At 69.6% G+C, this 24,862-nt stretch carries 28 protein-coding genes and 1 pseudogene; 22 read left to right on the top strand and 7 right to left on the bottom strand.

The features are described 5' to 3' along the window. Positions 1-2 precede the first annotated feature (2 nt). The 10 genes and pseudogenes from DOE79_RS17745 (at position 3) to DOE79_RS17700 (ending at position 9,053) form a co-directional block, all read left to right on the top strand. Positions 3-518, top strand: a complete 516-nt coding sequence (locus DOE79_RS17745; RefSeq protein WP_120339624.1) for a tripartite tricarboxylate transporter TctB family protein — start codon at positions 3-5, stop codon at positions 516-518. After that, positions 515-2,068, top strand: coding sequence for a tripartite tricarboxylate transporter permease (locus DOE79_RS17740; protein WP_120339623.1), 1,554 nt, complete (start codon positions 515-517; stop codon positions 2,066-2,068). Before DOE79_RS17745 ends, DOE79_RS17740 begins: the two co-directional genes overlap by 4 nt. Beyond that, on the top strand, positions 2,068-3,249 hold the full coding sequence (locus tag DOE79_RS17735) for a sialidase family protein (protein WP_120339622.1): 1,182 nt from the start codon (positions 2,068-2,070) through the stop codon (positions 3,247-3,249). Before DOE79_RS17740 ends, DOE79_RS17735 begins: the two co-directional genes overlap by 1 nt. Then, entirely contained in the window at positions 3,246-4,109 is an 864-nt protein-coding gene (locus tag DOE79_RS17730; protein ID WP_120339621.1) for a dihydrodipicolinate synthase family protein, read from the top strand. Before DOE79_RS17735 ends, DOE79_RS17730 begins: the two co-directional genes overlap by 4 nt. A gap of 40 nt (positions 4,110-4,149) precedes the next feature. Beyond that, entirely contained in the window at positions 4,150-5,784 is a 1,635-nt protein-coding gene (locus DOE79_RS17725) for a fucose isomerase (protein ID WP_120339620.1), read from the top strand. A 47-nt stretch (positions 5,785-5,831) separates the two neighbouring features. After that, positions 5,832-5,915: pseudogene (locus DOE79_RS21190) on the top strand (TetR/AcrR family transcriptional regulator); the annotation flags it as partial. 121 nt (positions 5,916-6,036) lie between these two features. Next, the gene (locus DOE79_RS17715) at positions 6,037-6,915 is read left to right on the top strand and encodes a helix-turn-helix domain-containing protein (RefSeq protein ID WP_162942824.1); all 879 of its coding nucleotides are present in this window, start codon (positions 6,037-6,039) and stop codon (positions 6,913-6,915) included. A 47-nt stretch (positions 6,916-6,962) separates the two neighbouring features. Then, a complete protein-coding gene (locus tag DOE79_RS17710) occupies positions 6,963-7,427 on the top strand; it encodes a RidA family protein (protein ID WP_120339618.1) in 465 nt (154 codons plus the stop codon). 37 nt (positions 7,428-7,464) lie between these two features. Beyond that, a complete protein-coding gene (locus DOE79_RS17705) occupies positions 7,465-8,181 on the top strand; it encodes an alpha/beta fold hydrolase (RefSeq protein WP_120339617.1) in 717 nt (238 codons plus the stop codon). Between the two features lie 50 nt (positions 8,182-8,231). Continuing rightward, the gene (locus DOE79_RS17700; protein WP_120339616.1) at positions 8,232-9,053 is read left to right on the top strand and encodes an alpha/beta fold hydrolase; all 822 of its coding nucleotides are present in this window, start codon (positions 8,232-8,234) and stop codon (positions 9,051-9,053) included. A 185-nt stretch (positions 9,054-9,238) separates the two neighbouring features. Here DOE79_RS17700 and DOE79_RS17695 read toward each other — a convergent pair whose 3' ends face one another. The 4 genes from DOE79_RS17695 to DOE79_RS17680 all read right to left on the bottom strand — a co-directional run bounded on the left by DOE79_RS17695 (position 9,239) and on the right by DOE79_RS17680 (position 12,227). Next, the gene (locus tag DOE79_RS17695) at positions 9,239-9,901 is read right to left on the bottom strand and encodes an HAD family hydrolase (protein WP_120339615.1); all 663 of its coding nucleotides are present in this window, start codon (positions 9,899-9,901) and stop codon (positions 9,239-9,241) included. Beyond that, positions 9,898-10,863, bottom strand: a complete 966-nt coding sequence (locus DOE79_RS17690) for a TIGR03557 family F420-dependent LLM class oxidoreductase (RefSeq protein WP_120339614.1) — start codon at positions 10,861-10,863, stop codon at positions 9,898-9,900. Before DOE79_RS17690 ends, DOE79_RS17695 begins: the two co-directional genes overlap by 4 nt. 156 nt (positions 10,864-11,019) lie before the next feature. Beyond that, positions 11,020-11,427, bottom strand: coding sequence for a VOC family protein (locus tag DOE79_RS17685; RefSeq protein ID WP_120339613.1), 408 nt, complete (start codon positions 11,425-11,427; stop codon positions 11,020-11,022). 101 nt (positions 11,428-11,528) lie between these two features. Beyond that, a complete protein-coding gene (locus DOE79_RS17680; RefSeq protein WP_120339612.1) occupies positions 11,529-12,227 on the bottom strand; it encodes a helix-turn-helix transcriptional regulator in 699 nt (232 codons plus the stop codon). 200 nt (positions 12,228-12,427) lie between these two features. Between DOE79_RS17680 and DOE79_RS17675 the strand changes: the two genes are divergently transcribed. The 5 genes from DOE79_RS17675 (at position 12,428) to DOE79_RS17655 (ending at position 17,890) form a co-directional block, all read left to right on the top strand. Beyond that, the gene (locus DOE79_RS17675; protein WP_120339611.1) at positions 12,428-13,456 is read left to right on the top strand and encodes an iron-siderophore ABC transporter substrate-binding protein; all 1,029 of its coding nucleotides are present in this window, start codon (positions 12,428-12,430) and stop codon (positions 13,454-13,456) included. Further along, on the top strand, positions 13,453-14,502 hold the full coding sequence (locus DOE79_RS17670) for a FecCD family ABC transporter permease (RefSeq protein ID WP_425455660.1): 1,050 nt from the start codon (positions 13,453-13,455) through the stop codon (positions 14,500-14,502). Before DOE79_RS17675 ends, DOE79_RS17670 begins: the two co-directional genes overlap by 4 nt. Then, a complete protein-coding gene (locus DOE79_RS17665; protein ID WP_220094255.1) occupies positions 14,499-15,554 on the top strand; it encodes a FecCD family ABC transporter permease in 1,056 nt (351 codons plus the stop codon). The genes DOE79_RS17670 and DOE79_RS17665 overlap by 4 nt, the downstream gene beginning before the upstream one ends. Continuing rightward, positions 15,551-16,360, top strand: coding sequence for an ABC transporter ATP-binding protein (locus tag DOE79_RS17660; protein ID WP_120339610.1), 810 nt, complete (start codon positions 15,551-15,553; stop codon positions 16,358-16,360). The genes DOE79_RS17665 and DOE79_RS17660 overlap by 4 nt, the downstream gene beginning before the upstream one ends. A 471-nt stretch (positions 16,361-16,831) precedes the next feature. Further along, complete coding sequence (locus tag DOE79_RS17655; RefSeq protein WP_120339609.1) at positions 16,832-17,890, top strand: magnesium and cobalt transport protein CorA; 1,059 nt, start codon at positions 16,832-16,834, stop codon at positions 17,888-17,890. A gap of 107 nt (positions 17,891-17,997) precedes the next feature. Here DOE79_RS17655 and DOE79_RS17650 read toward each other — a convergent pair whose 3' ends face one another. Both DOE79_RS17650 and DOE79_RS17645 read right to left on the bottom strand, forming a co-directional pair. Continuing rightward, a complete protein-coding gene (locus DOE79_RS17650; RefSeq protein ID WP_120339608.1) occupies positions 17,998-18,384 on the bottom strand; it encodes a VOC family protein in 387 nt (128 codons plus the stop codon). Continuing rightward, entirely contained in the window at positions 18,381-18,704 is a 324-nt protein-coding gene (locus DOE79_RS17645; RefSeq protein ID WP_120340415.1) for an ArsR/SmtB family transcription factor, read from the bottom strand. The genes DOE79_RS17650 and DOE79_RS17645 overlap by 4 nt, the downstream gene beginning before the upstream one ends. Positions 18,705-18,907: 203 nt before the next feature. Between DOE79_RS17645 and DOE79_RS17640 the strand changes: the two genes are divergently transcribed. The 5 genes from DOE79_RS17640 (at position 18,908) to DOE79_RS17620 (ending at position 22,414) form a co-directional block, all read left to right on the top strand. Further along, positions 18,908-19,207, top strand: a complete 300-nt coding sequence (locus DOE79_RS17640) for a hypothetical protein (RefSeq protein ID WP_120339607.1) — start codon at positions 18,908-18,910, stop codon at positions 19,205-19,207. Positions 19,208-19,293: 86 nt separating this feature from the next. Beyond that, complete coding sequence (locus DOE79_RS17635) at positions 19,294-19,602, top strand: hypothetical protein (RefSeq protein WP_120339606.1); 309 nt, start codon at positions 19,294-19,296, stop codon at positions 19,600-19,602. Between the two features lie 128 nt (positions 19,603-19,730). Continuing rightward, the gene (locus tag DOE79_RS20665) at positions 19,731-20,237 is read left to right on the top strand and encodes a hypothetical protein (RefSeq protein ID WP_162942823.1); all 507 of its coding nucleotides are present in this window, start codon (positions 19,731-19,733) and stop codon (positions 20,235-20,237) included. Positions 20,238-20,956: 719 nt separating this feature from the next. Then, on the top strand, positions 20,957-21,391 hold the full coding sequence (locus DOE79_RS17625) for a hypothetical protein (protein WP_120339604.1): 435 nt from the start codon (positions 20,957-20,959) through the stop codon (positions 21,389-21,391). Positions 21,392-21,478: 87 nt separating this feature from the next. Further along, positions 21,479-22,414 (top strand): DUF2510 domain-containing protein, encoded by a 936-nt coding sequence (locus tag DOE79_RS17620; RefSeq protein ID WP_162942822.1) that lies wholly within the window; start codon positions 21,479-21,481, stop codon positions 22,412-22,414. 173 nt (positions 22,415-22,587) lie between these two features. Here the strand turns inward: DOE79_RS17620 and DOE79_RS17615 are convergent, their stop codons facing one another. Continuing rightward, positions 22,588-23,160 carry a dihydrofolate reductase family protein gene (locus tag DOE79_RS17615; RefSeq protein ID WP_120339602.1) on the bottom strand — a complete coding sequence of 191 codons (573 nt, stop codon included), beginning with the start codon at positions 23,158-23,160 and terminating at the stop codon, positions 22,588-22,590. Between the two features lie 151 nt (positions 23,161-23,311). Between DOE79_RS17615 and DOE79_RS17610 the strand changes: the two genes are divergently transcribed. Beyond that, the gene (locus DOE79_RS17610; RefSeq protein WP_120339601.1) at positions 23,312-24,169 is read left to right on the top strand and encodes an LLM class flavin-dependent oxidoreductase; all 858 of its coding nucleotides are present in this window, start codon (positions 23,312-23,314) and stop codon (positions 24,167-24,169) included. A gap of 203 nt (positions 24,170-24,372) precedes the next feature. Further along, complete coding sequence (locus DOE79_RS17605) at positions 24,373-24,861, top strand: ribosomal maturation YjgA family protein (RefSeq protein ID WP_181445905.1); 489 nt, start codon at positions 24,373-24,375, stop codon at positions 24,859-24,861. Position 24,862: the final 1 nt, after the last annotated feature.

The raw sequence follows: 24,862 nt of genomic DNA, 5'->3' as shown, positions 1-24,862 counted from the left end.
TCATGACGCCCAGTTCGTCCACGACGAGTGGCCGTGAGGGTGAGGTGGATGCGGGCGGCGAGCGCCCGACCACGGCGCCCCGATGGCCCGAAATCACCATCGCACTCACCGCAGTGGCCCTGACCGGCTCGGTACTCCTCCTGGCCAATGCCATCGAGTTGCGGCTGGAACTGCCGGGCCTGACGCCCCGGTCCTGGCCCACCTTCCTGGGCGCACTGGGCCTCGGCTTGTCCCTCATCCTGCTGGTCACCGCCCTCGTGAAGGCACCTCACCCGAACACCGACAACGAGGCAACGACCCGGCCGGGCTGGATCAAGCTGCTGCTCGCGGTGGCCGCCACGATCGCCTTCATCGTCGTATGGCCGCTGACGGCATTCGTCGTGGCCGCACCGGTGTTCGTCTCGGCGGTCACCGCGATCGGCGGTGGCCGCGGCATCCGTGCCCTCATCATCTACCCGGTCGTGATGACCGGCGCCCTCTACGCCATGTTCAACCTCCTTTTGAGAGTGCCCCTATGAACCCCCTGGAATCCGGGCTGAGCGCGGTCCTCGACCCGGTCACCCTGCTGTGCCTCATGATCGGCCTGCTCGTGGGCACCCTGGTCGGCGTGTTCCCCGGCATCACCGGATCGATGGCGGTGGCCCTGGCCGCCGGCTTCACCCTCACCCTCGAACCCGTTCAGGGTCTGGCCGTGCTGCTGAGCATCTACGTCGGCGCCAACTACGGCGACCGCATCCCCGCCATCCTGGTCAACACGCCAGGCACTCCCGCCGCCATCGCCACCACCTTCGACGGCTACCCGATGGCCAAACAAGGCAAGGCCGGCCTTGCGCTGGTGGTCTCGGCGCTGGCCTCGACGGTGGGCATCCTGGTGTCGATGGTGGTCTTCATCATCGCTGCCCAGCCCGTGGCCAAGCTGGCGCTCAACTTCGGGCCGCCCGAGATGTTCGCCCTCGTCGTGTTCGGCCTCACCATCATGATCTCGATCTCGTCGAAGTCGATCGTGAAGGGTGTGCTCGCCGGGGCCGTGGGCCTGACGCTGGGCACCATCGGCCGCGACCCGATCACCGGCGACCAGCGGTTCACCTTCGGACTGAACGACCTGTCCGGCGGTTTGGACTTCATTGCGGTGATCATCGGGCTCTTCGGCATCGCCGAACTGTTCGACCAGCTGCTGACCCACCGCGAGCAGAAGACCAAGCCGATCTCCTCCCTGGGCCGCTGGTGGCCCACCAAGAAGGAGTACAAGGAGATGGGCAAACCCATGGCGCTCAGCACCGGGGTCGGCATCGTCGTCGGCATCGTTCCCGCCGCCGGCGGCGACATCGCCGGACTGATCGGCTGGGACCGCGCCCGAGCGGTGTCCAAGAACAAGGACAAGTTCGGCAAGGGCTCCATCGAGGGCATCACGGCCGCCGACGGTGCGTCCAGCGCCACGCTCGGCGGATCGCTGATCACCACCATGGCGCTGGGCATCCCCGGCGACTCGGTGATGGCCGTGATGATCGGCTCCATGATCATCTGGGGGCTGCAGCCCGGTCCGCAGCTGTTCACCAACAACCCCGACCTGGTCGTCTCCATCGCAGCGATCATGATCGTCGCCACGGTCGTGTCGCTCGGCATCAGCCTGGTGCGGATGCGCGGCATGGTGAAACTGATGGACCTGCCCAACTACTACATCTGGTCGGCCATCCTCATCTTCTGCGTGGTCGGCACGTACACCGTGACCAACAACATGTACACCGTCATCGTCATGCTCATCTCCGGCGTGGTCGGGCTCGTGATGAAGCGCACGGGCTTCCCCGCCGGTCCGGTGGTGCTCGGGCTGTTGCTCGGCCCGCTGGCCGAGGCCAACCTGCGCCGGGCGCTGCTGATCGACGGGCCGACGATCTTCTTCACCCAGCCGATCTCGGCCGTCATGCTCGCGCTGGCCGCCGTGGCGATCCTGGTGCCGATCATCGCCAAGGTGCGTGCCGCCCGGCGCGGCACGGTCGACCCGGGCTCGCTCGAGGACCGCCTCGCCGACCGCACCCAGCGTGAGGCCGCCGAGTCGAAGTCCGAGCGCTGATGCGTGCCACCAGCGTCTCCGCTGACATCCCCACCGACATCCCTCTCCACATCACGGCCGGCGTCACCCGCGACTGGGTGGCCCGGCCCGGCACAACCGGCGGCGTGCAGTGCCACGCCTCCACGGTGCTGGCCGTGGGCGACTCCCTCGTGTGCGCCTGGTTCGCGGGCACCGCGGAAGGCACCCCCGACAACGGCATCCTCGTGGCCGTGCGGCAGCCCGGCGGCACCTGGAGCGAGCCGCGGCGGGTCACCGGCAGCGGTGGCCCAGGGGACGCCGTCGCGCACTGGAACCCGGTGCTCGCCCAGGCCCCGGACGGAGCGGTGTGGCTGTTCTTCAAGCGTGGCCCGCGCATCTCGGAATGGTCGACCTGGCTGTGCACCAGCGACGACCACGGTTCTACCTGGTCGGCACCGCGGGAACTCGTTCCCGGCGACGTCGGTGGGCGCGGACCGGTGAAGAATCCGCCGGTGCGCACGATCGACGGCGCCTGGCTCGCTCCGGCCTCCACCGAGACCTGGGCGTCCGGCGGGCCGGTCTGGGAGAGCTTCGTCGACCGCTCCCCCGACAACGGTCGCACCTGGAACCGCGTCGCCATCCCGCTGGACCGGTCGACGCTAGCGGGCGCGGGCGTCATCCAGCCGGCCCTGTGGGTCACCGGCAACACCGTCGGCGCCCTGTTGCGGTCGTCGGAAGGACACGCCTTCGTCGCGTTCTCGACCGACAACGGCCGGAGCTTCGCCCCCGCCGTGCCGAGCGACCTGCCGAATAACAACAGCGGCCTCACCGTGGCGCAGCTGCCCGACGGCACCCTCGCCGGCGTGCACAATCCCACCGGTACCAGCTGGGGCGCCCGCTGCCCGTTGGCCCTGGCGGTCTCGCGCGATGGAAGGCACTGGCAGACCGTGGCGATCATCGACAACGGGCGGATGCCGCTCGGCGCGTTCACGCCCAGCCTGCCCGCCGCATCCGAGACCGGATTCGACCCCCGCGACGACGGAGTGCGCACCGACGGCACCGGCGAGTACTCGTACCCCGCCGCGATCGTGCATGGCGACGATCTTGTCATCACCTACACCTGGCAGCGCCGCGGGATCGCCAGCGCCACCGTGCCCCTCTCCCTGCTCACCTGCCCCTCACTGCTCGCCCACTCAGAACCGAACCGAAAGGTGCAACCATGACCGCACAAATCGTCAGCGCCCTCCCCATCCCCTTCAGCGCCGACGGCGCCGTGCAGTGGGACACCTTTGACGCGCTGCTCACCCGGGTCGAGCCGCACGTGCACGCCGCCCTCGTCGCCGGCACCACCGGTGAGTTCCCGGCGCTGGACGACGACGAACGGCAGGAAGCGTTCCGCCGCGCCTGCCTCGTGCTCGGCGCCGACCGGGTGATCGCGCACATCGGCCACGCGAGCCAACACCAGGTGGTGCGCCTCGGCCGTGCTGCCGCCACGCTCGGCATCACCCGGATGGCCACCCTCACGCCCTACTACCTGCCCGCCGACGACGCCGCGGTGATCGAGTTCTACCGGGGTGTCACGGCAGCCCTGCCCGGCATCGAACACTACGTCTACCTGTTCCCCGAGCGCACCGGCATCGTCGTGTCGCCGGCCGCATTCCGCGAGATCATGAGCCTGCCCGGGGTGCGCGGCGCGAAACTGTCCGGCGCGGCCACCGACCTGCTCGTGCAGTACATCGCCGAGCTGCAGCCCGGCCAGGAGCTGTACTCCGGCGACGACTCCACCCTGCCCACGGTGCTCAGCGAAGGCGGAACCGGGGTCGTGTCCGGAGTGTCGGCCGCCTACCCCGAGACCTTCGGTCGCCTCGCCGCGGCTCTCGACGACGACCACAACGGCGCCGCCGCCGCCGGGCTGCAGGCCACCGTCGTGCAGCTGGTGGCCCTCACCGGACCGTCGATCATCCGCTTGAAGGCTGCCGTGTCCGCCAACGTGCCCGGCCAGTGGGATTCCCGTATGTCGATGGCCGCCATCGACGACACGCTCCACGGCGACCTGCTCGACATGGCCGCCAACAACCGCTGACCTGCACCCTCACTCGCACCCGTACCCAAGGAGCCTTCTTATGACCGATTACGCCTTTCCGCCAACCCTCCAACGCCCCGCCGTCGCCCCGAAGACCGTGTACGTGGTGGCCAGCGGCGACCTCCGCCTGAGCGCCAACACCGCCGGCTGGCTCACCCAGCAGCAGCTCGAAGCGGACTTCGCCCGCGCCGTGGCGGGCTTCGGGTACGAGGTGCACCGCGCGCACGACGTGAACCCCGAGACCGGCCACGGTTTCATCGACAGCCAGCGCGCCGGGCTGGATGTTTTCCGCGGCATCCCCCTGGATGCCCCGCTCGTGGTGGTCGACGCCGTGTGGCAGTACAGCCACCATCTGCTCGCCGGCCTCCGCTCGCACCACGGCCCGATCCTGGCCGTGGCCAACTGGGCGGGTGATTTTCCCGGCCTGGTGGGGCTGCTCAACCTCACCGGTTCGCTCACCAAGGCCGGCATCGGCTATTCCTCGTTGTGGAGCAAGGACTTCAGCGATGACTGGGCCGTGGACAAGGTGGGCGAATGGCTCGCCACCGGCAGCATCGTGCACGATCTCAGCCACGTCCGTGACCTCGGTACCCTCCCCGACACCGCCGAGGTGGCCCTCGGCCGCAGCCTCGCCCGGCAGCTGCAGGAGGAGAAGGCCATCATCGGCGTCTTCGACGAGGGCTGCATGGGCATGTACAACGCCATCATCGACGACGAACTGCTCAACGCACTCGGCATCTACAAGGAGCGGCTCTCCCAATCGGCCCTGCTCGCCGAGATGTACACGGTGACGGATGCCGAGGCGCAGGCCGTGCGGTCCTGGCTCGACGGGGTGGGCTTCACCTTCCACTTCGGCCCGGACGACACCGCCGACCTCACCGAGGCGCAGGTGCACGAGCAGCTGAAGATGTACGTGGCCGCGCTGCGCATCGCCGACGACTTCGGCGCCGATGCGATCGGCATCCAGTACCAGCAGGGCCTGAAAGACATGGTGCCGGCCTCCGATCTGGTGGAGGGTCTGCTCAACAACGTGGAGCGTCCGCCGGTGTTCTCCCGGGACGGCGCCCGCGAGCTGTATGCCGGCGCCGCCCTGCCGCACTTCAACGAGGTGGACGAGGGGGTGGCCGTTGACGCCCTCGTGACCAACCGCATCTGGGTGGCCATGGGGCTGGACCCGGCCAACACCCTGCACGACATCCGCTGGGGTGAGCAGTACGGCGACGAGTTCGTCTGGGTCTTCGAGATCTCCGGCGCCGTTCCGGCCTCGCACAACGGCGGCTACGACAAGTCCCACGGCAACCGGCAGCCCGCCGTGTTCTTCCCCAAGGGCGGCTCGACCCTCTCCGGCACCTCGAAGCCGGGCGAGATCGTGTGGTCGCGGGTGTTCATCATGGACGGCATCCTGCACGTCGACCTCGGACGCGGACACGTGGCCGACCTGCCCGAGGAAGAAACGCAGCGGCGCCTGAACGCCACCGACAAGCAGTGGCCGATCATGCACGGCGTGCTGCACGGTGTCAGTCGCGACCAGCTGATGGCCCGGCACAAGGCCAACCACCTGCAGGTGGTCTACGCGCCCGACGCCGAGACTGCAGACCGCGCCCTCATGGCCAAGGCCGCGCTGTTCGCCGAGCTGGGTGTGCAGGTGCACCTCTGCGGCGAGGTCGATCTGTAGGGCGCTGCCTGCGGAAGGACACTTCCGTGCAGGAGTAGCGTGATGGGATGCCGCGCACCCGCACCTTCGACGAGGACGCCCTCCTCGACGCCGCCATCGAGCTGTTCTGGGTGCACGGCTACCAGAGGGCGTCCCTGGCCGATCTCACCGCCGAAACCGGCGTCACGAACGGCCTGACTTTCCCACGTCAAGGGGATGTGGAGGCATCGCTCTACGACGTACGGTGGACCTATCCGAACGGTAGGAGCGCATATGTCTGCGGGGTTGATCGTGTTGGGCGAGTTCCTACGGGCTCGCCGCCATGTCTGCCAGCCGGAGGACGCGGGGATCGTGCGGGATACGGGTCGCCGGGTGCCTGGGCTGCGACGGGACGAGGTCGCCCGGCTCGCCGGGATCAGCGCCGAGTACTACCTGCGATTGGAGAAGGGCCGCGGCGGCCGGCCATCCGATCAGGTGCTGAACGCCCTCGCTCGAGCACTCGGGCTTGACGCCGATTCGCGGCAGTACCTGTTGCGGGTCGCCAGCGGTGAGCTGCCCCAGCCCGTGCAACCCGACGCGGAATCGGCCGAGCGGATCACGCGCGTGCTCGGCCACTGGACCCACACCCCCGCATACGTGTCCGACAGCCACCGCGACATCGTGGCGGCCAACCCGCTCGCCCACGTGTTCGGCAATGGCGGGCTCTCGGCCGGATCCAACGTTGTGCTCCGCCTCTTCGTGGACCGGATGAAGCACTCCCTCGTGGAGTGGGAGGAAATGACCCGCTCCAGCCTGGCGGGCCTGCGGCGGGATGCCGATCCGCGCTCACCACGGCTGAAGGAGATCGTCGACGCACTCTCCGACGATCCCGACTTCGAGCGGATGTGGGCGCGGTACGACGTGTCTGGTTCGGAGGACGCCCGGATCAATATGGTGGTGGAGGCCGTGGGCGCCATCGAGATCGACGTGCAGAACTTCGCGGTGCGCAGCATGCCCGGGTACCAGTTGACCGTGCTGTCCGCGCCGCCGCAGAGCATCACGGCCATGGTGTTCTCTCGCCTGGCCGCCTCCCTCGACCCATCCGTCACCACCCTCTCCGCGACAGGGGTACCAGCAGGGACACGCACACCAGGAGCATCGACCGTACCGTGAAGGGAGTTCTCCCCGAGCCGGGGAGGGAACCCTAGGGAGCGTGCGCCATGACCACGATCACCGATCGCCTGGATGAACTCGGGATCACACTGCCGCAGCAGGCCGCAGCGCCCGCTGGCACGTACGTTCCTGCCGTCATCAGCGGCCACCAGGTCTACACGGCCGGGCAGCTCCCCTTCGTCGACGGCGTGCTGCCTGCCACCGGCAAGGTCGGCGCTGCCGTCACGGCCGATGAGGCACGGGGCTATGCCCGCCTCAGCGCCCTGAATGCCTTGGCCGCCGTGGCGAGTGTGCTCGGCTCCCTCGACCGGGTCACCCGGGTGATCAAGGTCGTGGGGTTTGTGGCGTCGGACCCCGGATTCACCGATCAGCCTGCAGTGCTGAACGGTGCCTCAGAGGTGCTCGGAGAGATCTTCGGCGACGCCGGCGTGCACGCCCGCAGCGCCGTGGGCGTCGCCGTACTGCCGCTGAATTCCCCGGTCGAAGTCGAGCTCATCGTCGAATTCAGCTAACCGTCCACCCGTAGACCACAACCGGAAGAGAGCACTCATGTCTGACTCCCCCACCGTCGTTCTCGTGCACGGCGCCTTCGCCGAATCCGCCAGCTGGAGCGGCGTCCTGGCGAATCTCCTTGACCGCGGAATCGCCGCCTTCGCTACCCCGAACCCACTCCGCAGCGTCAGCACCGACGCCGACAACGTGCGCCGCGCCGTCGAGTCGGTCGGCGGCCCGGTGCTCCTGGTCGGCCATTCCTACGGCGGCGCCGTTATCACCGAGGCGGCCGTTGGCAGCGAAGCTGTGGCCGGACTGGTCTACGTCGCCGCCTTCGCGCCCGACCACGGCGAAACCTCGCTCGGGCTCACCGGCCAATTCCCTGGCAGCACTCTGGGCGAGACGGTGCGCCCGTATGCCCTGGGCGATGGGACGAATGACCTCATCGTGGACCGTGAGCTCTTCCCGAATCAGTTCGCCGGTGACGTTCCCCTCGCAGAGGCGAAGATCGCCGCCGCGACGCAGCGGGCCATTCGCGACTTCGCCCTCGGCGAACCACAGCCCGCCGAAACCCCCGCGTGGAAGACGCTGCCGTCCTGGTTCATCTTCGGCACCGCCGACAAGAACATCCCGGTGGAGGGCCTGCGCTTCATGGCGGAGCGCGCCGGTTCCCTGAAGACCGTCGAGATCCCGGACGCCTCGCACTCGGTCATGGTGTCCAACCCCAACGCTGTCGCCGACCTCATCGTGGGCGCCCTGGCGTATCTGGCGTAACCAGCTCCCCTCCCGAAGAAGTCCGCATCAACCCCGAAAGAGAGAGAACAATGCCTTACTTCACCACCTCAGACGGAACCGAGATCTACTACACCGAGCAGGGCACCGGCCGGCCCGTGCTGCTCAGCCACGGTTGGCCGCTGTCGTCGGACGCCTGGCAGGTCGAGCTCAAGCTGCTGGCGGATGCCGGCTACCGCGCCATCGCGCACGACCGCCGCGGTCACGGGCGCTCGTCGAAGACCTACACGGGCAACGACATGGACACCTACGCCAAGGACCTCGCCGAGCTGGTGGAATCGCTCGACCTCACCGACCTCGTGGTCGTGGGCCACTCCACCGGTGGCGGAGAAGTGGTGCGCTACGCCGCCCAGTACGGCAAGGGACGGGTTGCCAAGGTCATCACCGCCGGGGCCGTTCCGCCGCTGATGGTGAAGACCGACAGCAACCCAGAGGGCACTCCGATCGAGGCGTTCGACGGCATCCGCGCCGGTGTGCTCAAGGACCGCTCGCAGTTCTACCAAGACCTCAGCGAGGCGTTCTTCGGCGCCAACCGCGAGGGGTCGAACGTGTCGCAGGGCGCCAAGGACGACTTCTGGCGCCAGGGCATGCTGTTGAACCTCGCCGCAGCGTACGACTGCGTGAAGGCGTTCTCGGAGACCGATTTCACCGAGGACCTCCAGGCGCTGGAGGTGCCGATCTTCATCGCGCACGGTGATGACGACCAGATCGTGCCGATCGCCGCAGCCGCGCTGAAGTCGGCCGAACTGGTGAAGCACGGCACGCTCAAGATCTACGGGGGCGCCCCGCACGGTGTCTACGGCGACTACCAGGACGAGTTCGACGAGGACATGCTCGCGTTCATCGCGAAGTAGGCCGCGCGTCGCACCCACTCCGTCGGTCGAGCCCACTCCGTCGGTCGAGCCCGTCGAGACCCCGTGAGCCGGTCTCGAGGCTTGCCACGAGGTCTACTTCGACAGGCTCAGCACGGCGTCGACAAGCTCGACCGGCGATGGGCTGGCTCGATGACGGAAGGACGGGTCGACCGGCGAGGGGACGGTTAGGCGCTCAGACCCAGTTCGTCGAGTCGGTCGAGGATCTCGTTCGTGCCTCCGAAGACGCTCCAGGCACCCGCGTCGGTGAGCAGGTCGCCGGCGATCCCGCCGGAGAGAACTCCGAGCGACCGCACCCGGGCGCGCCCCGCGGCCTCGATATCCCAGACCGAGTCGCCGATGAAGAGCGCCTCGGCGGGCTCGACGCCTGCACGGTCCAGCGCCACCCGCACGATGTCGGGGTCGGGCTTGGCCACATCCACGTCGTCGGAGTTGGTCGTGGCGTGGATAGCGTCATCGGAGTCGAGCAGCTCGAGCAGGATGTTCAGCTCCTCCGCGGGAGCGGAGGTGGCGAGCACCACCGTGATTCCCCTCCCGGCCAGGGCGGCGAGCAGTTCCCGCGCCTGCGGGAAGACGCGCAACCGGGGAGCGAGTTCCCTGTAATTCTCGGCGTGCAGCTCCTTCGCACGGCTCACCCAGTCGTCCGGCCGCTCCCCCACCAGAGACGACAGCAACTGGCCGGCATCCTGCCCGATCGACCGGTGGATGCGCCACGCCTCGACGTCGGTGTCGAGCGTCTGGAAGGCGCGCTGCCAGGCGTCGACGTGCAGGTAATTGGAGTCGACCAGGGTGCCGTCGATGTCGAAGAGAACCGCTCTCGCCGCGGTCATCGGGTGCTCTCGGCGAGCAGCCGGGGCCGCAGCTCCTGCTCGAAGAAGTCGAAGAAGCCGTCTTGGTCGGGACCGGCGTTCATGAGGGCCACGTGGTCGAAGCCGGCATCCGTGAACTGGCCGATCACCTCGAGGTGCCGCTCCACGTCCGGGCCGCAGGCGAACTGCTCGCGGATGTCGTCCTCTCGGACCGTGGCGGCTGCGGCCTCGAAGTTCACCGGGTTCGGGAGCTCGCTCATCACCTTCCAGCCGCTCAGCGCCCAGGCGTTGGTCGTGTGCGCGGCGGTCACGGCCTCCTGTTCGGTGCGAGCCCAGGCCAGCGGGGCCTCGGCGTATAGCGGGCCGGTGCCGCCGGCGCCGCGGTAGCCGGTAACCAGCTGGGCGTTCGGCTCGGTAGCGAAGAGGCCGTCGCCGTGCTCGGCTGCCAGCGCCACGGAGCTCGGGCCACTGGCGGCCACGGCCAGGGTGGGCGGCACGTCGGGCAGGTCGAAGATGCGGGCGTCCTCGAGCTTGAGGTAACGGCCGTCGTAGTTCTGGTAGCCGCCCTTCCAGAGCAGCCGGATGATCTCGAGCGCCTCGTTGAAGGTGGCGTGCCGCTCATGGATACCGGGGAACCCGCGCCCGACGATGTGCTCGTTGAGGCGCTCGCCCGCGCCCACACCGAGGGTGAAGCGGCCGTCGGAGAGCAGCGCGAGCGTGGCGGCGGCCTGGGCGATGATGGCCGGGTGATACCGCACGCTGGGGCAGGTGACCCCGGTGGCCAGCTCCAACGTGCTGGTCTTCGCGGCGATCACACTGAGCACGTTCCACACGAACGGCGAGTGACCCTGGGCCTCCACCCAGGGGTGGAAGTGATCGCTCATCTCCACAAAATCAAAGCCGGCCTGTTCGGCGCGCACGGCTTGACGGACGAGTTCCTGGGGGCCGAATCCCTCAGCGATCAGCTTGTATCCGATTTTCATCCTTCGACGCTACGCAGCCGGATGCGCCCGTGCAAGCCATTGCGGCGGGAGCGGCGGGTGCGATACGGGTGTGCGACTGGACCCTCTGCAGCGCGATGCCGGGACGCCCGGGGGCCTCGCGGCCGGAGGCCCGAGGCGCCACCGGCCGCAGTGAGGCTAACGCGGGGTCTCGGCGAATTTGGCGATCGCGGCCGGCGTGACCGGCGTGAACAGATTCACGAGGGTGCCGTCAGGGTCGCGGACCAACAGCGACCGATTGCCCCACGGCATGTCCCGAGGTTCACCGAGCGGCTCGACGCCGTCGGCCCTGAGAGAGGCGTAGACCGCATCGACATCGTGAACCAGGAATTCGATGATGGCGGTGTGGTTGGCGGCCGGGCGTGCGGAGCCGGGACCGAAGACGGCCACCGTGCGGGTGCTTCCGATGGCGAGGGTGCCGTTCGGTGTGCGCAGTTCCGCAAAATCGTCATTCGGGCGTTCGGCGGCGACTCCAGTGATGCGTTCGTAGAAAGTGGCGAGTCGGGTCACATCGTCAGTGATCAGGCGAAGGGAGACAAGGTTCATGGCAGCTCTTTCGGGGCAGACGTCGTCGCGGACCATCCGCGACACCGACCATGCTGACAACCCCGGGCGACACCCCTATGTCGGTGTTTCGACATCCGTTCTCACAGCAGCGCGAGGGTGAGCAGATCCCCGCCCGGCACCTGGATCTCGTCGGGGTGTACGGTGCGTCGAGGCACTCGCTCGGCGGTGGCCGTCACCTGATCCACCCTGTCGAGCTTGAACGCGCGGATGCCGCCGCGCAGCCGGCACCATCCGAGCAGGTACCAGGCCGTAGTGGACCCGACGTATCCCAGGGGCTCGACATCCCGCAGCGTGCTGCGCCCGTCACGGTCGGTGTACCGGAGTCGGAGAACACGCCGTTCGGAGACGGCCTGCGTCAGCACCGATGGGATCGGCGGCGGCTCGGGGCTGTGCCCGATGAAATGGACCCGGCCCGCGAGATCGTCCGCGTCGCCCGCGTCGCCCGTAGCCATGGCCGCGAGCAGCTTGCGCAGGGCCGTTCGGCCGGCGCCGTGGAACGGCGTCCCCTCGACGCTGCGCAGGGCGACCGCGACGGCCACCGCCTCGTCGGCGCTGAAGTTCACCGGCGGCAGGGTCATCGAGGGGTCGAGGCAGTACCCGCCGGTTCGACCGGGTTGCGCCCAGATCGGTGCCCCGGTTTGCTGGAGCGCACTGATATCGCGCTCAACGGTGCGCCGACTCACCTCGAACCGGTCGGCCAGCCAGGTCGTGCTGCGAGGGCGCGGAGCGATTGCGCGGAGTTCCTCAACGATGCCGTACAGGCGGTCAGTTCGGTTCATATCCCTGACGATACGTGCTCGGGACGTGCGCCCACGCTCGGAGCGCGCCGTGACTTGCGGAGGGGCCGCGGCGTGCTGGTAAGGTTAGGCAACCCTTACGGATGCGCCGGGCTGGACCCCTGCGCGCGACGGCGGGGCGCGGCATCACAGCGCCGTCGGTCCACTCCCTGACCCCCTGCACCACGATCACGAGGAAAACCATGCCCCGCGCATCCGCACTTCTAGCCTTCTCGGCCGCCGCCGTTCTCACCCTGGGCCTCGCCGCCTGCTCGTCCCCCGCGGCCGACACCGACTCCGCCGCCGCATCCGGCGATTTCACCCCGATCACCATCGAACACGCCTTCGGCGAGACCGTGATCGACGCCAAGCCCGAGCGCGTGGCCACCGTCAACTGGGCCAACCAGGAGGTGCCGCTGGCGCTCGGCGTCGTGCCCGTGGGCATGGCCGCCGCCACCTGGGGCGACGATGACGACGACGGAATGCTGCCCTGGGTGAAGGCCAAGCTCGACGAGCTCGACGCCGAGACCCCGGTGCTGTTCGACGAGACCGACGGCATCGACTTCGAAGCCGTGGCCGACACCAATCCCGACGTGATCCTCGCCGCGTACTCCGGTCTCACCCAGGAGGACTACGACACCCTCAGCGCCATCGCGCCCGTCGTGGCCTACCCGGAGAACGCCTGGGGCACCTCCTGGCGCGACATGATCAAGCAGAACGCCGCCGGCCTGGGCATGGTCGCCGAGGGCGACGACCTCATCGCCGAACTCGAGACCGAGATCGCCGACACCGCAGCGAAGTACCCGTCGCTCGAGGGCAAGACCGTGATGTTCCTCACCCACGTCGACGAGGCCGACCTCAGCGAGGTCAGCTTCTACACGACGCACGACACCCGCACCATGTTCTTCGACGACCTCGGTATGGTCAGTGCGCCGAGCATCATCACGGCCTCCGCCACCACCGACCAGTACTCCCTCACCCAGAGCGCTGAACAGGCGGATGCGTTCAACGACGTCGACGTGATCGTCACCTACGGCGGCGCCGACCTGGTCGCCACCCTCGAGGGTGACCCGCTGCTGTCGCAGATCCCCGCGGTGGCCAACAAGTCCATCGTCAACCTCTCCGGCGACGGCCCCATGGGCACCGCCGCGAACCCCACCCCGCTGTCGATCTCGTACATCCTCGACGACTACGCGGCGCTGCTCGCCGCTGCGGCCGACAACGCGAAGTGACCCTTCTTTCCCCTGTTTCATCAGCCGCTTCGAGCGTCGCCCGTGTGCGACGCCCGAAGCGGCTGCGGTCGTTGTGGCTGCTCGCCGCGCTCGGGGTGCTCACCCTCCTGATGCTGGTCTCGATCACCATCGGCTCCCGCGAGGTCGGCTGGGATGACATCTTTGCGGCGCTCGGCGGGGCAGCGGATGGCTTCGACCGCGCCGCCGTCGCCACCCGCATCCCCCGCACACTGTTGGCCGTGGTGGCCGGGGCTGCCCTGGGCATGTCGGGCGCGGTGATGCAGGGGGTGACCCGCAACCCGTTGGCCGACCCGGGCATCCTGGGCGTGAACGTGGGCGCGGCCCTCGCCGTGGTGAGCGGCATGGCCTACTTCGGACTCAGCAGCGCCACCTCGATGATCTGGGTGGCCATCGTGGGCGCCGGCGCCACCGCCCTGTTCGTCTACACGATCGGGTCGTTGGGTCGCGGCGGCTCCACCCCTTTGAAGCTCGCCCTGGCCGGGGCCGCGACCTCGGCGGCACTGGCCTCGTTCGTCACCGCCGTGGTGCTGCCCCGCAACGACATCGCCGGCAGCGTGCGCTCCTGGCAGATCGGCGGCGTCGGCGGGGCGACGATGGAGAACATCCGCGTGGTCGCGCCGTTCCTGATCGTGGGTTTCGTGCTCAGTTTCCTCTCCGCCCGGGCGCTCAACGCGCTGGCGCTCGGTGACGATCTCGCCGCGGGCCTGGGCGAACGGGTGGCCGTGGCCCGCGGCGCCGCGGCGATCGGCGCCGTCGTGCTCTGCGGCGCGGTCACGGCCGTGGCCGGGCCGATCGGCTTCGTCGGCCTCGTCGTTCCGCACGCCTGCCGGCTGCTCGTCGGCGTAGACCACCGGTGGCTGCTGCCGTTCTCCGCCGTGCTCGGCGCCGCCCTCCTCACCGGCGCCGACGTGATCGGCCGCATCATCGCCCGACCCGCGGAGATCGACGTGGGAATCCTCACCGCGCTGATCGGAGCCCCCGTGTTCATCTACATCGTGCGCCGCCGCAAGGTGCGTGAACTGTGAGCCTCCTTGCGACCCACCCGACCGGGTCGACCGCGCAGGCCGTGGCCGAGAGCCGAGCGCGCCGCCGCATCCGTCGCCGCACCGTGATCACCGTGCTGGCGCTGCTCATCGTGGCCGGCTACCTCGTGAGCCTGATGGTCGGCCAGACCAACTACTCCCCCGCCGATGTGTTGCGCGTGGTGTTCGGCCAGGACGTGCCCGGCGCCGGTTTCACGGTGGGCCGGCTGCGGCTGCCCCGCGCCACGCTCGCCGTGCTCGCCGGGCTGTGCTTCGGCCTGGGCGGCGTGACCTTCCAGACCATGCTGCGCAACCCCCTGGCCAGCCCCGACATCATCGGCATCAGCTCCGGCGCCAGTGCCGCCGCCGCGTTCTCGATCATCGTGCTGGGCTACGGGTCCACCGCGGTCTCCATCGTCGCCATCGTCTCGGGCCTCGTCGTGGCGCTGGCCATCTACGCTCTGGCGTACAAGGGCGGTGTGGCCGGCACCCGGTTGATCCTGATCGGCATCGGTGTGGCCGCGATGCTCGACAGCATGACCGCGTACGTGCTCTCCCAGGCCGCCGAATGGGACCTGCAGGTGGCCATGCGCTGGCTCACCGGCAGCCTGAACGGCAGCAGCTGGACGCAGACCCTGCCGGTGTTCGTGGCCCTGCTGGTGCTCGCGCCGGTGCTGCTCGGGCAGTCCCGCAACCTGTCGATGAGCCAGCTCGGCGACGACACCGCATCCGCCCTGGGCGTGCGCGTGGAACGCTCCCGGGTGATCATGATCATCGCTGCCGTGGGGCTCATCGCGTTCGCCACCGCCGCAGCCGGGCCCATCGCGTTCGTCGCCTTCCTGGCCGGGCCCATCGCCTCCCGCATCGTGGGCCCCGGCGTCTCGCTGCTCGTGCCGGCCGCGCTCGTGGGCGCGCTGCTCGTGCTGGTGGGCGACTTCGCCGGCCAGTACGCGTTCGGCACCCGGTTTCCCGTCGGCGTCGTCACCGGCGTGCTCGGGGCGCCGTACCTGATCTACCTCATCATCCGCACCAACCGCGCCGGAGGCTCCCTGTGACAGTCATTCATACCCTGGCGGTGGAGAACCTCACCCTCGGCTACGGCGACCGCACCGTGATCGAGGGCCTCGACCTGGTCGTGCCGGCCGGGCGCATCACCGCGATCGTGGGCGCCAACGCCTGCGGCAAGTCCACCCTGCTGCGCTCGATGTCGCGGCTGCTGCCGCCTCGGGCCGGCCAGGTGCTGCTCGACGGCAAGCAGGTGCACCGGATGCCCGCCAAGGAGTTGGCCCGCACGCTGGGGCTGCTGCCACAATCGCCGATCGCGCCGGAGGGCATCACGGTCGCCGACCTCGTGGGCCGCGGCCGCAACCCCCACCAGCGCATGTTCTCCCGCTGGAGCGCTGCGGACGACGAGGCCGTCGCGGCGGCGCTCGACGCCACCTCGATCGCAGTGCTGGCGGACCGGGCCGTGGACGAGCTCTCCGGCGGGCAACGCCAGCGGGTGTGGATCGCCATGGCGCTGGCCCAGCAGACCGACTTGCTGCTGCTTGACGAGCCCACGACGTTCCTCGACGTGAGCCACCAGATCGAGGTGCTCGACCTGCTCACCGACCTCAATCAGGCCCGCGGCACCACCATCGTGATGGTGCTGCACGACCTCAACCTCGCCGCCCGGTACGCCGACCACCTCATCGCCCTGGCGGATGGCCGCGTGCACGCCGTCGGCACCCCGCACGAGGTGCTCACCGAGGAGACCGTGCAGGCGGTGTTCGGGCTTTCGAGCCGGGTGCTCGAGGACCCGACGTCGGGCCGCCCGATGATGCTGCCCATCGGCCGGCACAACGTGGTTGCGCCGGTCTAGCGGGTCGCGAGGTCTCGGCAGGCTCGACCAGCGGATGGGTCGCCTCTGTGAAGGGATCGTGCGAGGCTGGCCGGTGCACCCCCTGTGCAGCGAAGCCCCGCGGATGCTCACCGCACCACCTCCCGGCGATAGCGCCCGCTATAGGGGGCGCATCCAGCCATACGAGGTGCGGTGAAGCGCGACGCATCCGTCATTTTCGGGTGGTACGGTATTCGAGGCCCAGGCAGGGCCACGACACACTTCGATCGAAGGCGGGTGAGCGGCCATGGCTGGTGATAGTCCGCGCTCCATCTCCGCTGCGGGTGTCGTCTTCGTCCTGTCTCTCTGATTCGTCGGGAGCGGCCCGCGCTGAGATGGTGCGCCTCCTGAACCTCCCTGTGCGGGGTGGCTCTCCGTCCGTCGATCTCTGACGCGCGGTTCCTCCCCCGGCTTGCTTGCGCGCTCTCGTCGACCGACCGACGGAGTACGACCATGGCACTCATCGACAACGGCATCTACGTGACCGGGCGACGCACCGCGAGCCCGCACAGCCTCGACGAGACGTACGCGCAGTTACATGCGCATGCCGGCATGGCATGGATCGGCCTGTACCGCCCGGATGCAAGCGAGATCCGCAGCGTTGCCGACGAGTTCTCGTTGCATCCGCTGGCCGTGGAAGACGCTCTGACAGGCCACCAGCGGGCCAAGCTCGAGCGCTTCGGTGAGACGTTGTTCGTGGTGCTGCGGCCGGCCTGGTACCTCGACGCCGAGGAGACCGTGGAGTTCGGCGAGGTGCACGTCTTCATCGGCCCGGGCTTCGTGGTGACCGTGCGGCACGCCGAGAACCCCGACTTGGCGAACGTGCGCCGGCGGATGGAGTCAAACCCGGCACTGCTGGCCCGTGGACCCGAAGCCGTGCTGCACGCCGTGCTCGACGAGGTCGTGGATGGCTACGGGCCGGTGATCGCCGGCCTGGAGAACGACATCGACGAGATCGAGGACCAGCTCTTCGGCGGAGACCCCTCGGTGTCCCGGCGCATCTACGAGCTGCTCAGTGAGGTCATCGCGTTCCAGCGCGCCACCCGGCCCCTGCGCGGCATGCTCGAGGGGCTGCTGCGCGGCTCGGAGAAGTATCAGGTGGACGTGGAACTGCAGCGCTCATTCCGCGACGTGCTCGACCACGTGCTGCGGGTCACCGAGCAGGCCGACTCATTCCGGGCCTTGCTGGAGAACGCCCTCACCGTGCACGCCACCCTGGTGACCCAGCAGCAGAACGACGAGATGCGCCGGATCTCCGAGGCCGGCCTGGCCCAGAACGAAGAAACCCGACGGCTCACCGAAGTGAGTTTGGCGCAGAACGAGGAGGTGAAGAAGATCTCCGCGTGGGCGGCGATCTTGTTCGCCCCCACCCTGGTGGGCACGATCTACGGGATGAACTTCGACACCATGCCCGAGCTGCACTGGCAGTACGGCTACCCGCTGGCCGTGGCCGCGATGGCGCTGATGGGGTTCGGGCTCTGGGGCATCTTCAAGCAGCGCCGCTGGCTGTAGCCCGGCCGGCGTCTCGGCCTGGCGCCGCCGCCGGGTGCCGCGCCGGGCGCGGCCGCCGACGGATGCGTCCACGCGCGCAGACCGTCCGGGTCGGCCGCGCTTCGGCCTCAGACGGGGCTGACCAGCTGGATCAGGTTGCCGCAGGTGTCGTCGAACACCGCGGTGGTCACCGGACCCATCACGGTCGGCGGCTGGGTGAAGCGCACCCCCAGCGCCAGCATCCGTTCGTATTCGGCGGCGACATCGTCGACCGTGAATTGGGTGAACGGGATGCCGTCGGCCACGAGCGCTTCGGTGAACGGCTTCACCGCGGGGTGCCCGCTGGGTTCGAGCAGCAGCTCGGTGCCGTCGGGGTTCTCCGGCGACACCACCGTGAGCCAGCGGTCATCCCCCAGGGGGATGTCGTTCTTCGTGGTGAACCCGAGTACCTCGGTATAGAACTGCTGCGCCTTCGCCTGGTCGTCGACGAACACACTCGCCATCTGGATTCTCATGTCGTTTCCTCTCTCAATTCGGTGTCGGCTCTCGCATCGTCCGGGGCGGCCTCTGCCGGCAGCCACCGGTCCGCCATCGATTCGAGCGGCCCGGTCTGGATGTAGAGGTACCGGTAGCGGCCCTCCCGCCGGGTTTCGACGAGACCAGCGCCCTCGAGCACGTCGAGGTGCTGCGAAATCGCCTGCCGGGATGACGCCAGCCCGTGGTTGGTCAGCAGGCGTGAGCACAGCTCGAAAAGCGTCTGGCCGTTTCGGGCGGTCAGCTCGTCGAGGATGATGCGGCGGGTGGGGTCCGCCAGCGCCTTGAAGATGTCAGCCACGGTGCCCACGATAGGCAAGTTATGACTTGCGTGTCAATGCTCTAGTGCCGCAGTCGCTCGAGCGGAGCGGTTGCAAAGGCTCAGATTCCCGCGAATCGCCGCATCCGCCGCCCGCGGTACCGGCGTGTGGCGAAAGTCTCCACCTCAACGGCGGGCGCGCCCAGTGCTGGTGCTGACGGCGCCGGGGCGCTAGCGTCAGCACCATGGCCGTTGAGATCACCCCCGTAACGACCCCGGCCGGGGTCGCGCCCCGATACTCGGGCAAGGCCGTGCTGGCGTTGCCGGCGGGGCTGCTCGCCGTCTTCGTTCCGGCGCCGTTCGGGACGATCGTCGCAGTGTTCGCGATCGTCGTGGCGATACTGTCCCGACGCGAGCTGAAACGGGACGACACCCTGCGCGGTGCGAGGTTGTCGCTGCTGGGCTTCCTGCTCGGAGCGGGGGTCGTTCTGTTCCAATTGCTGCCGTGGCTGATGACGGCCTGGTTCCTTACGTGGGCCGCCTGACCTCGTAGTGAATGGACGCGGGCATCGACCGTCGAGCTCGTCGAAGCCCGCAACGCCGACCCGCAAGAGGTCGTAGATTGGGCACCATGACCGTCCAGGACAGCACCGCAACGTCAGCCGGAGCTTCCGTGCCCCGCTACTCAGGCAAGGCGGTCCTCGCGTTCCCGGTCGGGCTGATCGCGGTGTTCCTGCCGGCGCCGTTCAACATGCTCCTCGGCGGTATCGCGGTGCTCATCGCCGGTGCCGCGCGGCGGGAGCTGCGACGCGACAAGACGCTGCGCGGCACGGCGTTCGCGCTGCTGGGCTTGTTGCTCGGCGCGGGCGTGTTTCTCGTGCAGATCGCCCCGCTGGTGATGGCCTACGGGATTCTCGCGCTCAGCAACCTGGTGCCCTGAGCCGGCACCCGCCGAATACGCCCGAAACGATCGCGTCCTCTCAAATCCACTATCTCCTCAGAACGAGACGCGGTGCCGCCCCGGACGGGGTTCTGGCGCGGCTTGGCACGCGCCACTAGCCTCGGCGGGTGTCGACCACGCCCATTGCGCAGACCGCTGCCGAGCACCTGCCGCTGGTCTTTCACGGTCCACCCGGCTGGCCCACACCCACCCTCGAGTGGGTGAACACCCACCTGGGCTGGCAGCCGCCGCCGGGCTGGGTGCCCGTACCGGGCTGCCCGCACTCGCCCCCGCGCTGGACATTCTGGAGCCGCAACGATGCGGCCTGGCGGCGGATGGCGCGCCCCTCCCTGCGCCGAGCGCGCTGGAACCTGTACGCCGGTGTGGTGCTCTGTGTGCTCTTCGCCGGCTACACCGTCTTCGGGATAGTCGAGGGCACTCAGCCGAGCTGGCGCATCCTGCTTCACCTGGCCGCCCTGATCACCGTGGGAATCAAGACCTGGCAGGCCCGCGCCCGGGTACGGCAGATCGAGGCCGCCCTGGTGACCAGCATCCGGGACACGGCCGAACAGCTGAAGGCCGCGTCGGACCGGGCCCACTACGCGCGATACCTGCGTTCGACCGGAGAGCGCTGATGGCGCGGGTACCGATGTCGCCGACCGCCGCCTCGGCCGTGCTCACTGTGGGCATGGCGGCTTCGCGGCAGGAGGTGGACCGGGCCTTTCGGGCGCGGGCGCGCCTCTGCCACCCGGACCGGTTCGCGGGGGCGTCGGCCGCCGAGCAGGCTGCCGCGAGCGCGGAGTTCATCCGGGCGTGCGACGCCCGGGATGTGCTGCACAACAGGTTGACTGCGGCGGCAGCGGAGGAAGCACGGCGTCCGGCCGGTCCGGGGCGGCACGCCGGCAGCAGCACGCCGTCGCCCGGCTCGGCGGCGCCGTCCGGCGCGACGCGGCCCACGCCGCCGGGCGCACCACCGACGCCGCCCGACGGGACACGACCCGCAGCGCCAGGCGGGACCCGGCCGGCACCGGGCGCGACCCGGCCGCCACCGTCGGGCGGGCGCCCCCGGTCCGGCACCTCGACACCGCAGACGCTCACCTTCGCCGACTACGTTCGGGCCCGGGACGCCGCATCCTGGACATACGCGAGTCAGACGGGCCCACCACGTGACTGGCCTCCCCCGCCGCACGCCGCCCCGCAGCCGGGCGGCCGGGCCGACGGCGGCCGCGCGCAGACTACCCGGCCACCGGACCCCCGATCGCCGGCGGCCGGGGCACAGAACGGCCGGCCCGGCGGACCGCGAGACTGGGCTCCCCCGGCTCCGTCCGGAGCCACGGGCGGCCCCTGGCGCCCTGTGCCCCGGCGTTCCCGCACGCCGTGGCGGGTGTTCCTCACGGTTCTGGGGGTGCTCGTGGTGGGCGCGTACCTGGCGATGCTGCTGAGCAACCAACTCTCCCCCGGCATCACCCAGGTGCTGGTTCCACCGCCGGGAGAGGCATCTACCAACACCGACCTGCTGGTGCAGGCATCCGTTCTGCCGGTGGTGGACGACGCCACCCTGATGGCGAACTGCACCTCGGAGTTCGGCTGCTGGGTCTGGTCGGTCACGACCCAGACGAACTGCCCCGTCGCGACCGTGACCGTGGGCTTCTCCGACACCCCCGACGGGGCGTCCACCCGCACGACCACCAGGCAGGTGGCCGCACAAGCGGAGGTCCCGTTCCTGATCGTGGAGGAGGGCCTCAGCGCGGCGCCTGAGTTCGCGGGCATTCAGACCATCACCTGTTGATTTGCCACGCCCCACACTGGGGTGAGCGCCCCGGCGCTCACGGCGGCCACTCTGAAGTGGTGGGCAGATGCCCGATCGGGGGATCACGTGGACGAGCATCCGGGATACGTGGCCCCGGCCGGCTGGTACGTCGACCCTGGCGACGACGTCCAATTGCGTTGGTGGAGCGGGCTGGACTGGACCGAGCACTGCGCGCCCATGGTCGAACACCGGCCGGAGCCCGACGCCCGGCCGGCGACCGACACCGACCGGCAGCGGCCGCCCGGGCGCGACATCGGCGACGCTGACGCGCAGCCCGGCTCCCCGGATGTGTCCCCCGACCCGGCCGCCCGGCCCGGCGCCCCGGATGCGTCCCCTGTCGCAGACGCGCAGCCGGGCACCTCTGACACACCACCCGGCACCCCGGACGCCGCCCAGGCCCCTGACCGCCCGCTGACCCGGCGGGAGCGTCGTCTGCTGGACGAGCAGGCGGATGCGACGCGGGCGCTGCCGCCGCCGGTGCCGCGGATCGCCCCGATCACCAGCTACGGCTGGGACCGGGAGTCGGAGCCGGCCCAGGACAGTTTCGAACACACGGTGTCCCTGCAGCCGGCCGGCCGCGACCACCCCGCCGACCGTTACGTGGACATCCCGAGCCGCTGGAGCAGCGCATCCGTGTGGGTGATCGCGTTCATGCCCTGGATCTCGGTGGTGGCCGGGTATGCGGCGCTGGTCGTGGCCTTGACCGCACCGCGGGCCTGGTGGTGGCAGCTCGGGGCATTGCTGCTGCCATACCTGCTCACGCTGGCGGCGGCGCAGCGGGACGTGTTGCGGCTGCGCATCTGGCGGCATCGCACGGTGGCGCACTGGGCCTGGTCGTTGCTCGGCGCGCCGGTGTACCTCATCGCCCGCACCGTGGTGCTGCGCCGCCATGCCGGACTCGGGTCCGCTCCGTTGTGGGTGTGGCTGGTGAACCTGCTCCTCGTGACGGGAGCCGTCGTCGTTGTGCTGGCGCTGGTGGGCCTCAGCTATCGCGGGTACTAGGACGCTGTGCGGGGCGCTTGCGCTGCCACAGCTGCAGCACGGGCCAGCGCGGCGACGAAGGCCATCTTCGCTGAGCCGCGCCACGGACCCTCGAACCGAGCTCTCGACGCACCTCACCGGGTTTCGACAGGCTCAACCAGCGCACCAGGCGGCGGTCGTGACCGGGTCGCGCGCTAGTCGGGCGGGAGCACCTCGTAGGTGGACTGCGTGAAACCTGCGCCGAGGTCCCGGCTTCCCACGTGGTGCAGGTGCACATCGGTGCCCAGGGGGCCGAACAGCGGGATACCCGACCCGAGCAACACGGGTGCCCGGGTGATGGTGATCTCGCGGATCAGGCCCGCGCGCAGGAAGCTCTGAATGGTGCGGCCACCGTCGACGTAGACCCGGCGGCGCCCCTCTTGCTGCAACGTCGAGATCACCTCGGCGAGGGTGGCGTGCACGGTCGTGTCGGGCTCCTGCTCGGCATCGACCCGGCGCAACAGGGTGCGGCTGAGCACCAACACCCGCTTGCCGGCGTAGGGCCAATCGGGAAAACCGCGCACGGTGTCGAAGGTGGCGCGGCCCACCACCATGGCGTCGACCCCGGCGAAGAATTCGTCGTAGCCGGTCTCGCCCAGGGCGTCGCCGGCGGCGGTGAGCCAGTCGAAATCACCGTTCTCACGGGCGATGAATCCGTCGAGACTGGTGCCGACGAAGACGCAGCCGACCACGGGCGCGTCGGAGCTGGAGGAGTCGGTGTTGCTCATGCCAGCACGGTAGCAGCGGCCGCCGACATGGTCGAGGGGTGCGCCAGGGGGTGCCGATGCCGGCGGATGGTTCTACCGTCGTGTCCACGGTTGTGCAGAGACGACCGCCCGGCTGCGTGGGGGCCGGACCGTTGCGGACAGGGAGAATGCCATGGGCGGCGACCACGGACAAACGTTGAGTTTCGGTACCTTCATCACGCCGGCCGCGGCCGACCCGGTCGGCACGGTGGCGCTGGCCGTGGCCGCCGAGCGGGCCGGGCTCGACCTCGTCACGTTCCAGGACCATCCGTACCAGCCCCGGTTTCTCGACACCTGGACCCTGCTGAGCTGGGTCGGCGCCCGCACCGAACGCGTGCACCTGGCCGGGGATGTGCACAATCTTCCGCTCCGGCCGCCCGCGGTGCTCGCGCGGGCGGCAGCGTCGCTCGACCTGCTCACCGGCGGCCGGGTGGCCATGGGTCTGGGCACCGGCGGGTTCTGGGACGCCATCGTGGCCATGGGTGCCGACCGGCGCAGCCCCGGCGAGGCGGTGTCGGCCCTGGCGGAGGCGATCGGGGTGATCCGTGAGATCTGGAACACCGACGCCCGCGACGGCATCTTCCGTGACGGCGAGTTCTACCGGCTCAGCGGTGCCAAGCGGGGACCGGCGCCGGCGCATCCGATTCCGATCTGGCTCGGCGCCTACGGCCCGCGGATGCTGCGGCTCGTCGGCACCGCGGCCGACGGCTGGCTGCCCTCGCTCGGGCGCCTCGCCGCGCCGGAGCTGCTCGGCGAGGGGAATGCCCGCATCGATGACGCCGCACGGGCGGCCGGGCGTGAGCCGACGAGCATCCGCCGCCTGCTGAACGTGGCCGTCGCCGACGCCGAACCGGAGCGGTTGGCGCAGCTGGCGCTCGGCTACGGAATCGACACGTTCATCGTCGCCACCGACGACTCGAGTGCCATCGCCCGGCTCGGAGACACCGTGGCGCCGGCCACCAGGGCGCTTGTGGATGCGGCCCGCCCCTGAGCGGGAAACGGAGGATATACCGCCGGCCAGAGGCTACTTTCGCGTGGAAGGGCTGCGGCCGCGGGGGCGCACGGCCTGGAGCGGACAGGGCCCGGCGGAGGCGCCGTGCGCGTGGCCCCGCCGGGGTCGCTCGCACCGGAGCGCAACACATTCGTAACCCGAAGCGGTGTCTGGCGGGCCCCTGCGCACGATACGGTTTGGCTATGGGACGCAAGATCGGCACGTCGGACCTCGACAGCGTGAGACCGATCTTCGGCATGGGCGACGAGCACGACAATCGCCTGCTCGAGGTCGTGCCGACCGTGGCCAGCCGGGAGCAGCTCATCCTGCGCCGACGCCTGTCCTTGGCTGCGGCGGCGGTCATGATCGTCATCACCGGACTCGTCGTGACCTACGCGACCGTGGGTTTGGTGGGCGATCTCGTCGGCGACGCGCTCTACGCGGTGCTCGTGTTCCTGTTGGCCTCCTTCATCCTCGTGCGGATGAACAGCTGGCGAGTCGCCGTCATCGCGATCCTGTTCTGCACGGGTATTGAGCTCTTCCAGCTCACGGGTCTGCCGGTCAGCATCGCCGCGGTGTTTCCCCCGGCGCGCTTCGTGCTCGGCACATCCTTCGACGTCATCGACCTGATTGCGTACACCGGTGGGGTTCTCATCGCCGCGGCCGTGACCACCTGGCGTCGGCTGGACTGAG

The sequence above is a fragment of the Cryobacterium soli genome (assembly GCF_003611035.1).
GTDB lineage: Bacteria > Actinomycetota > Actinomycetes > Actinomycetales > Microbacteriaceae > Cryobacterium > Cryobacterium soli.
This window is presented reverse-complemented; position numbering and strand designations above follow the sequence as displayed.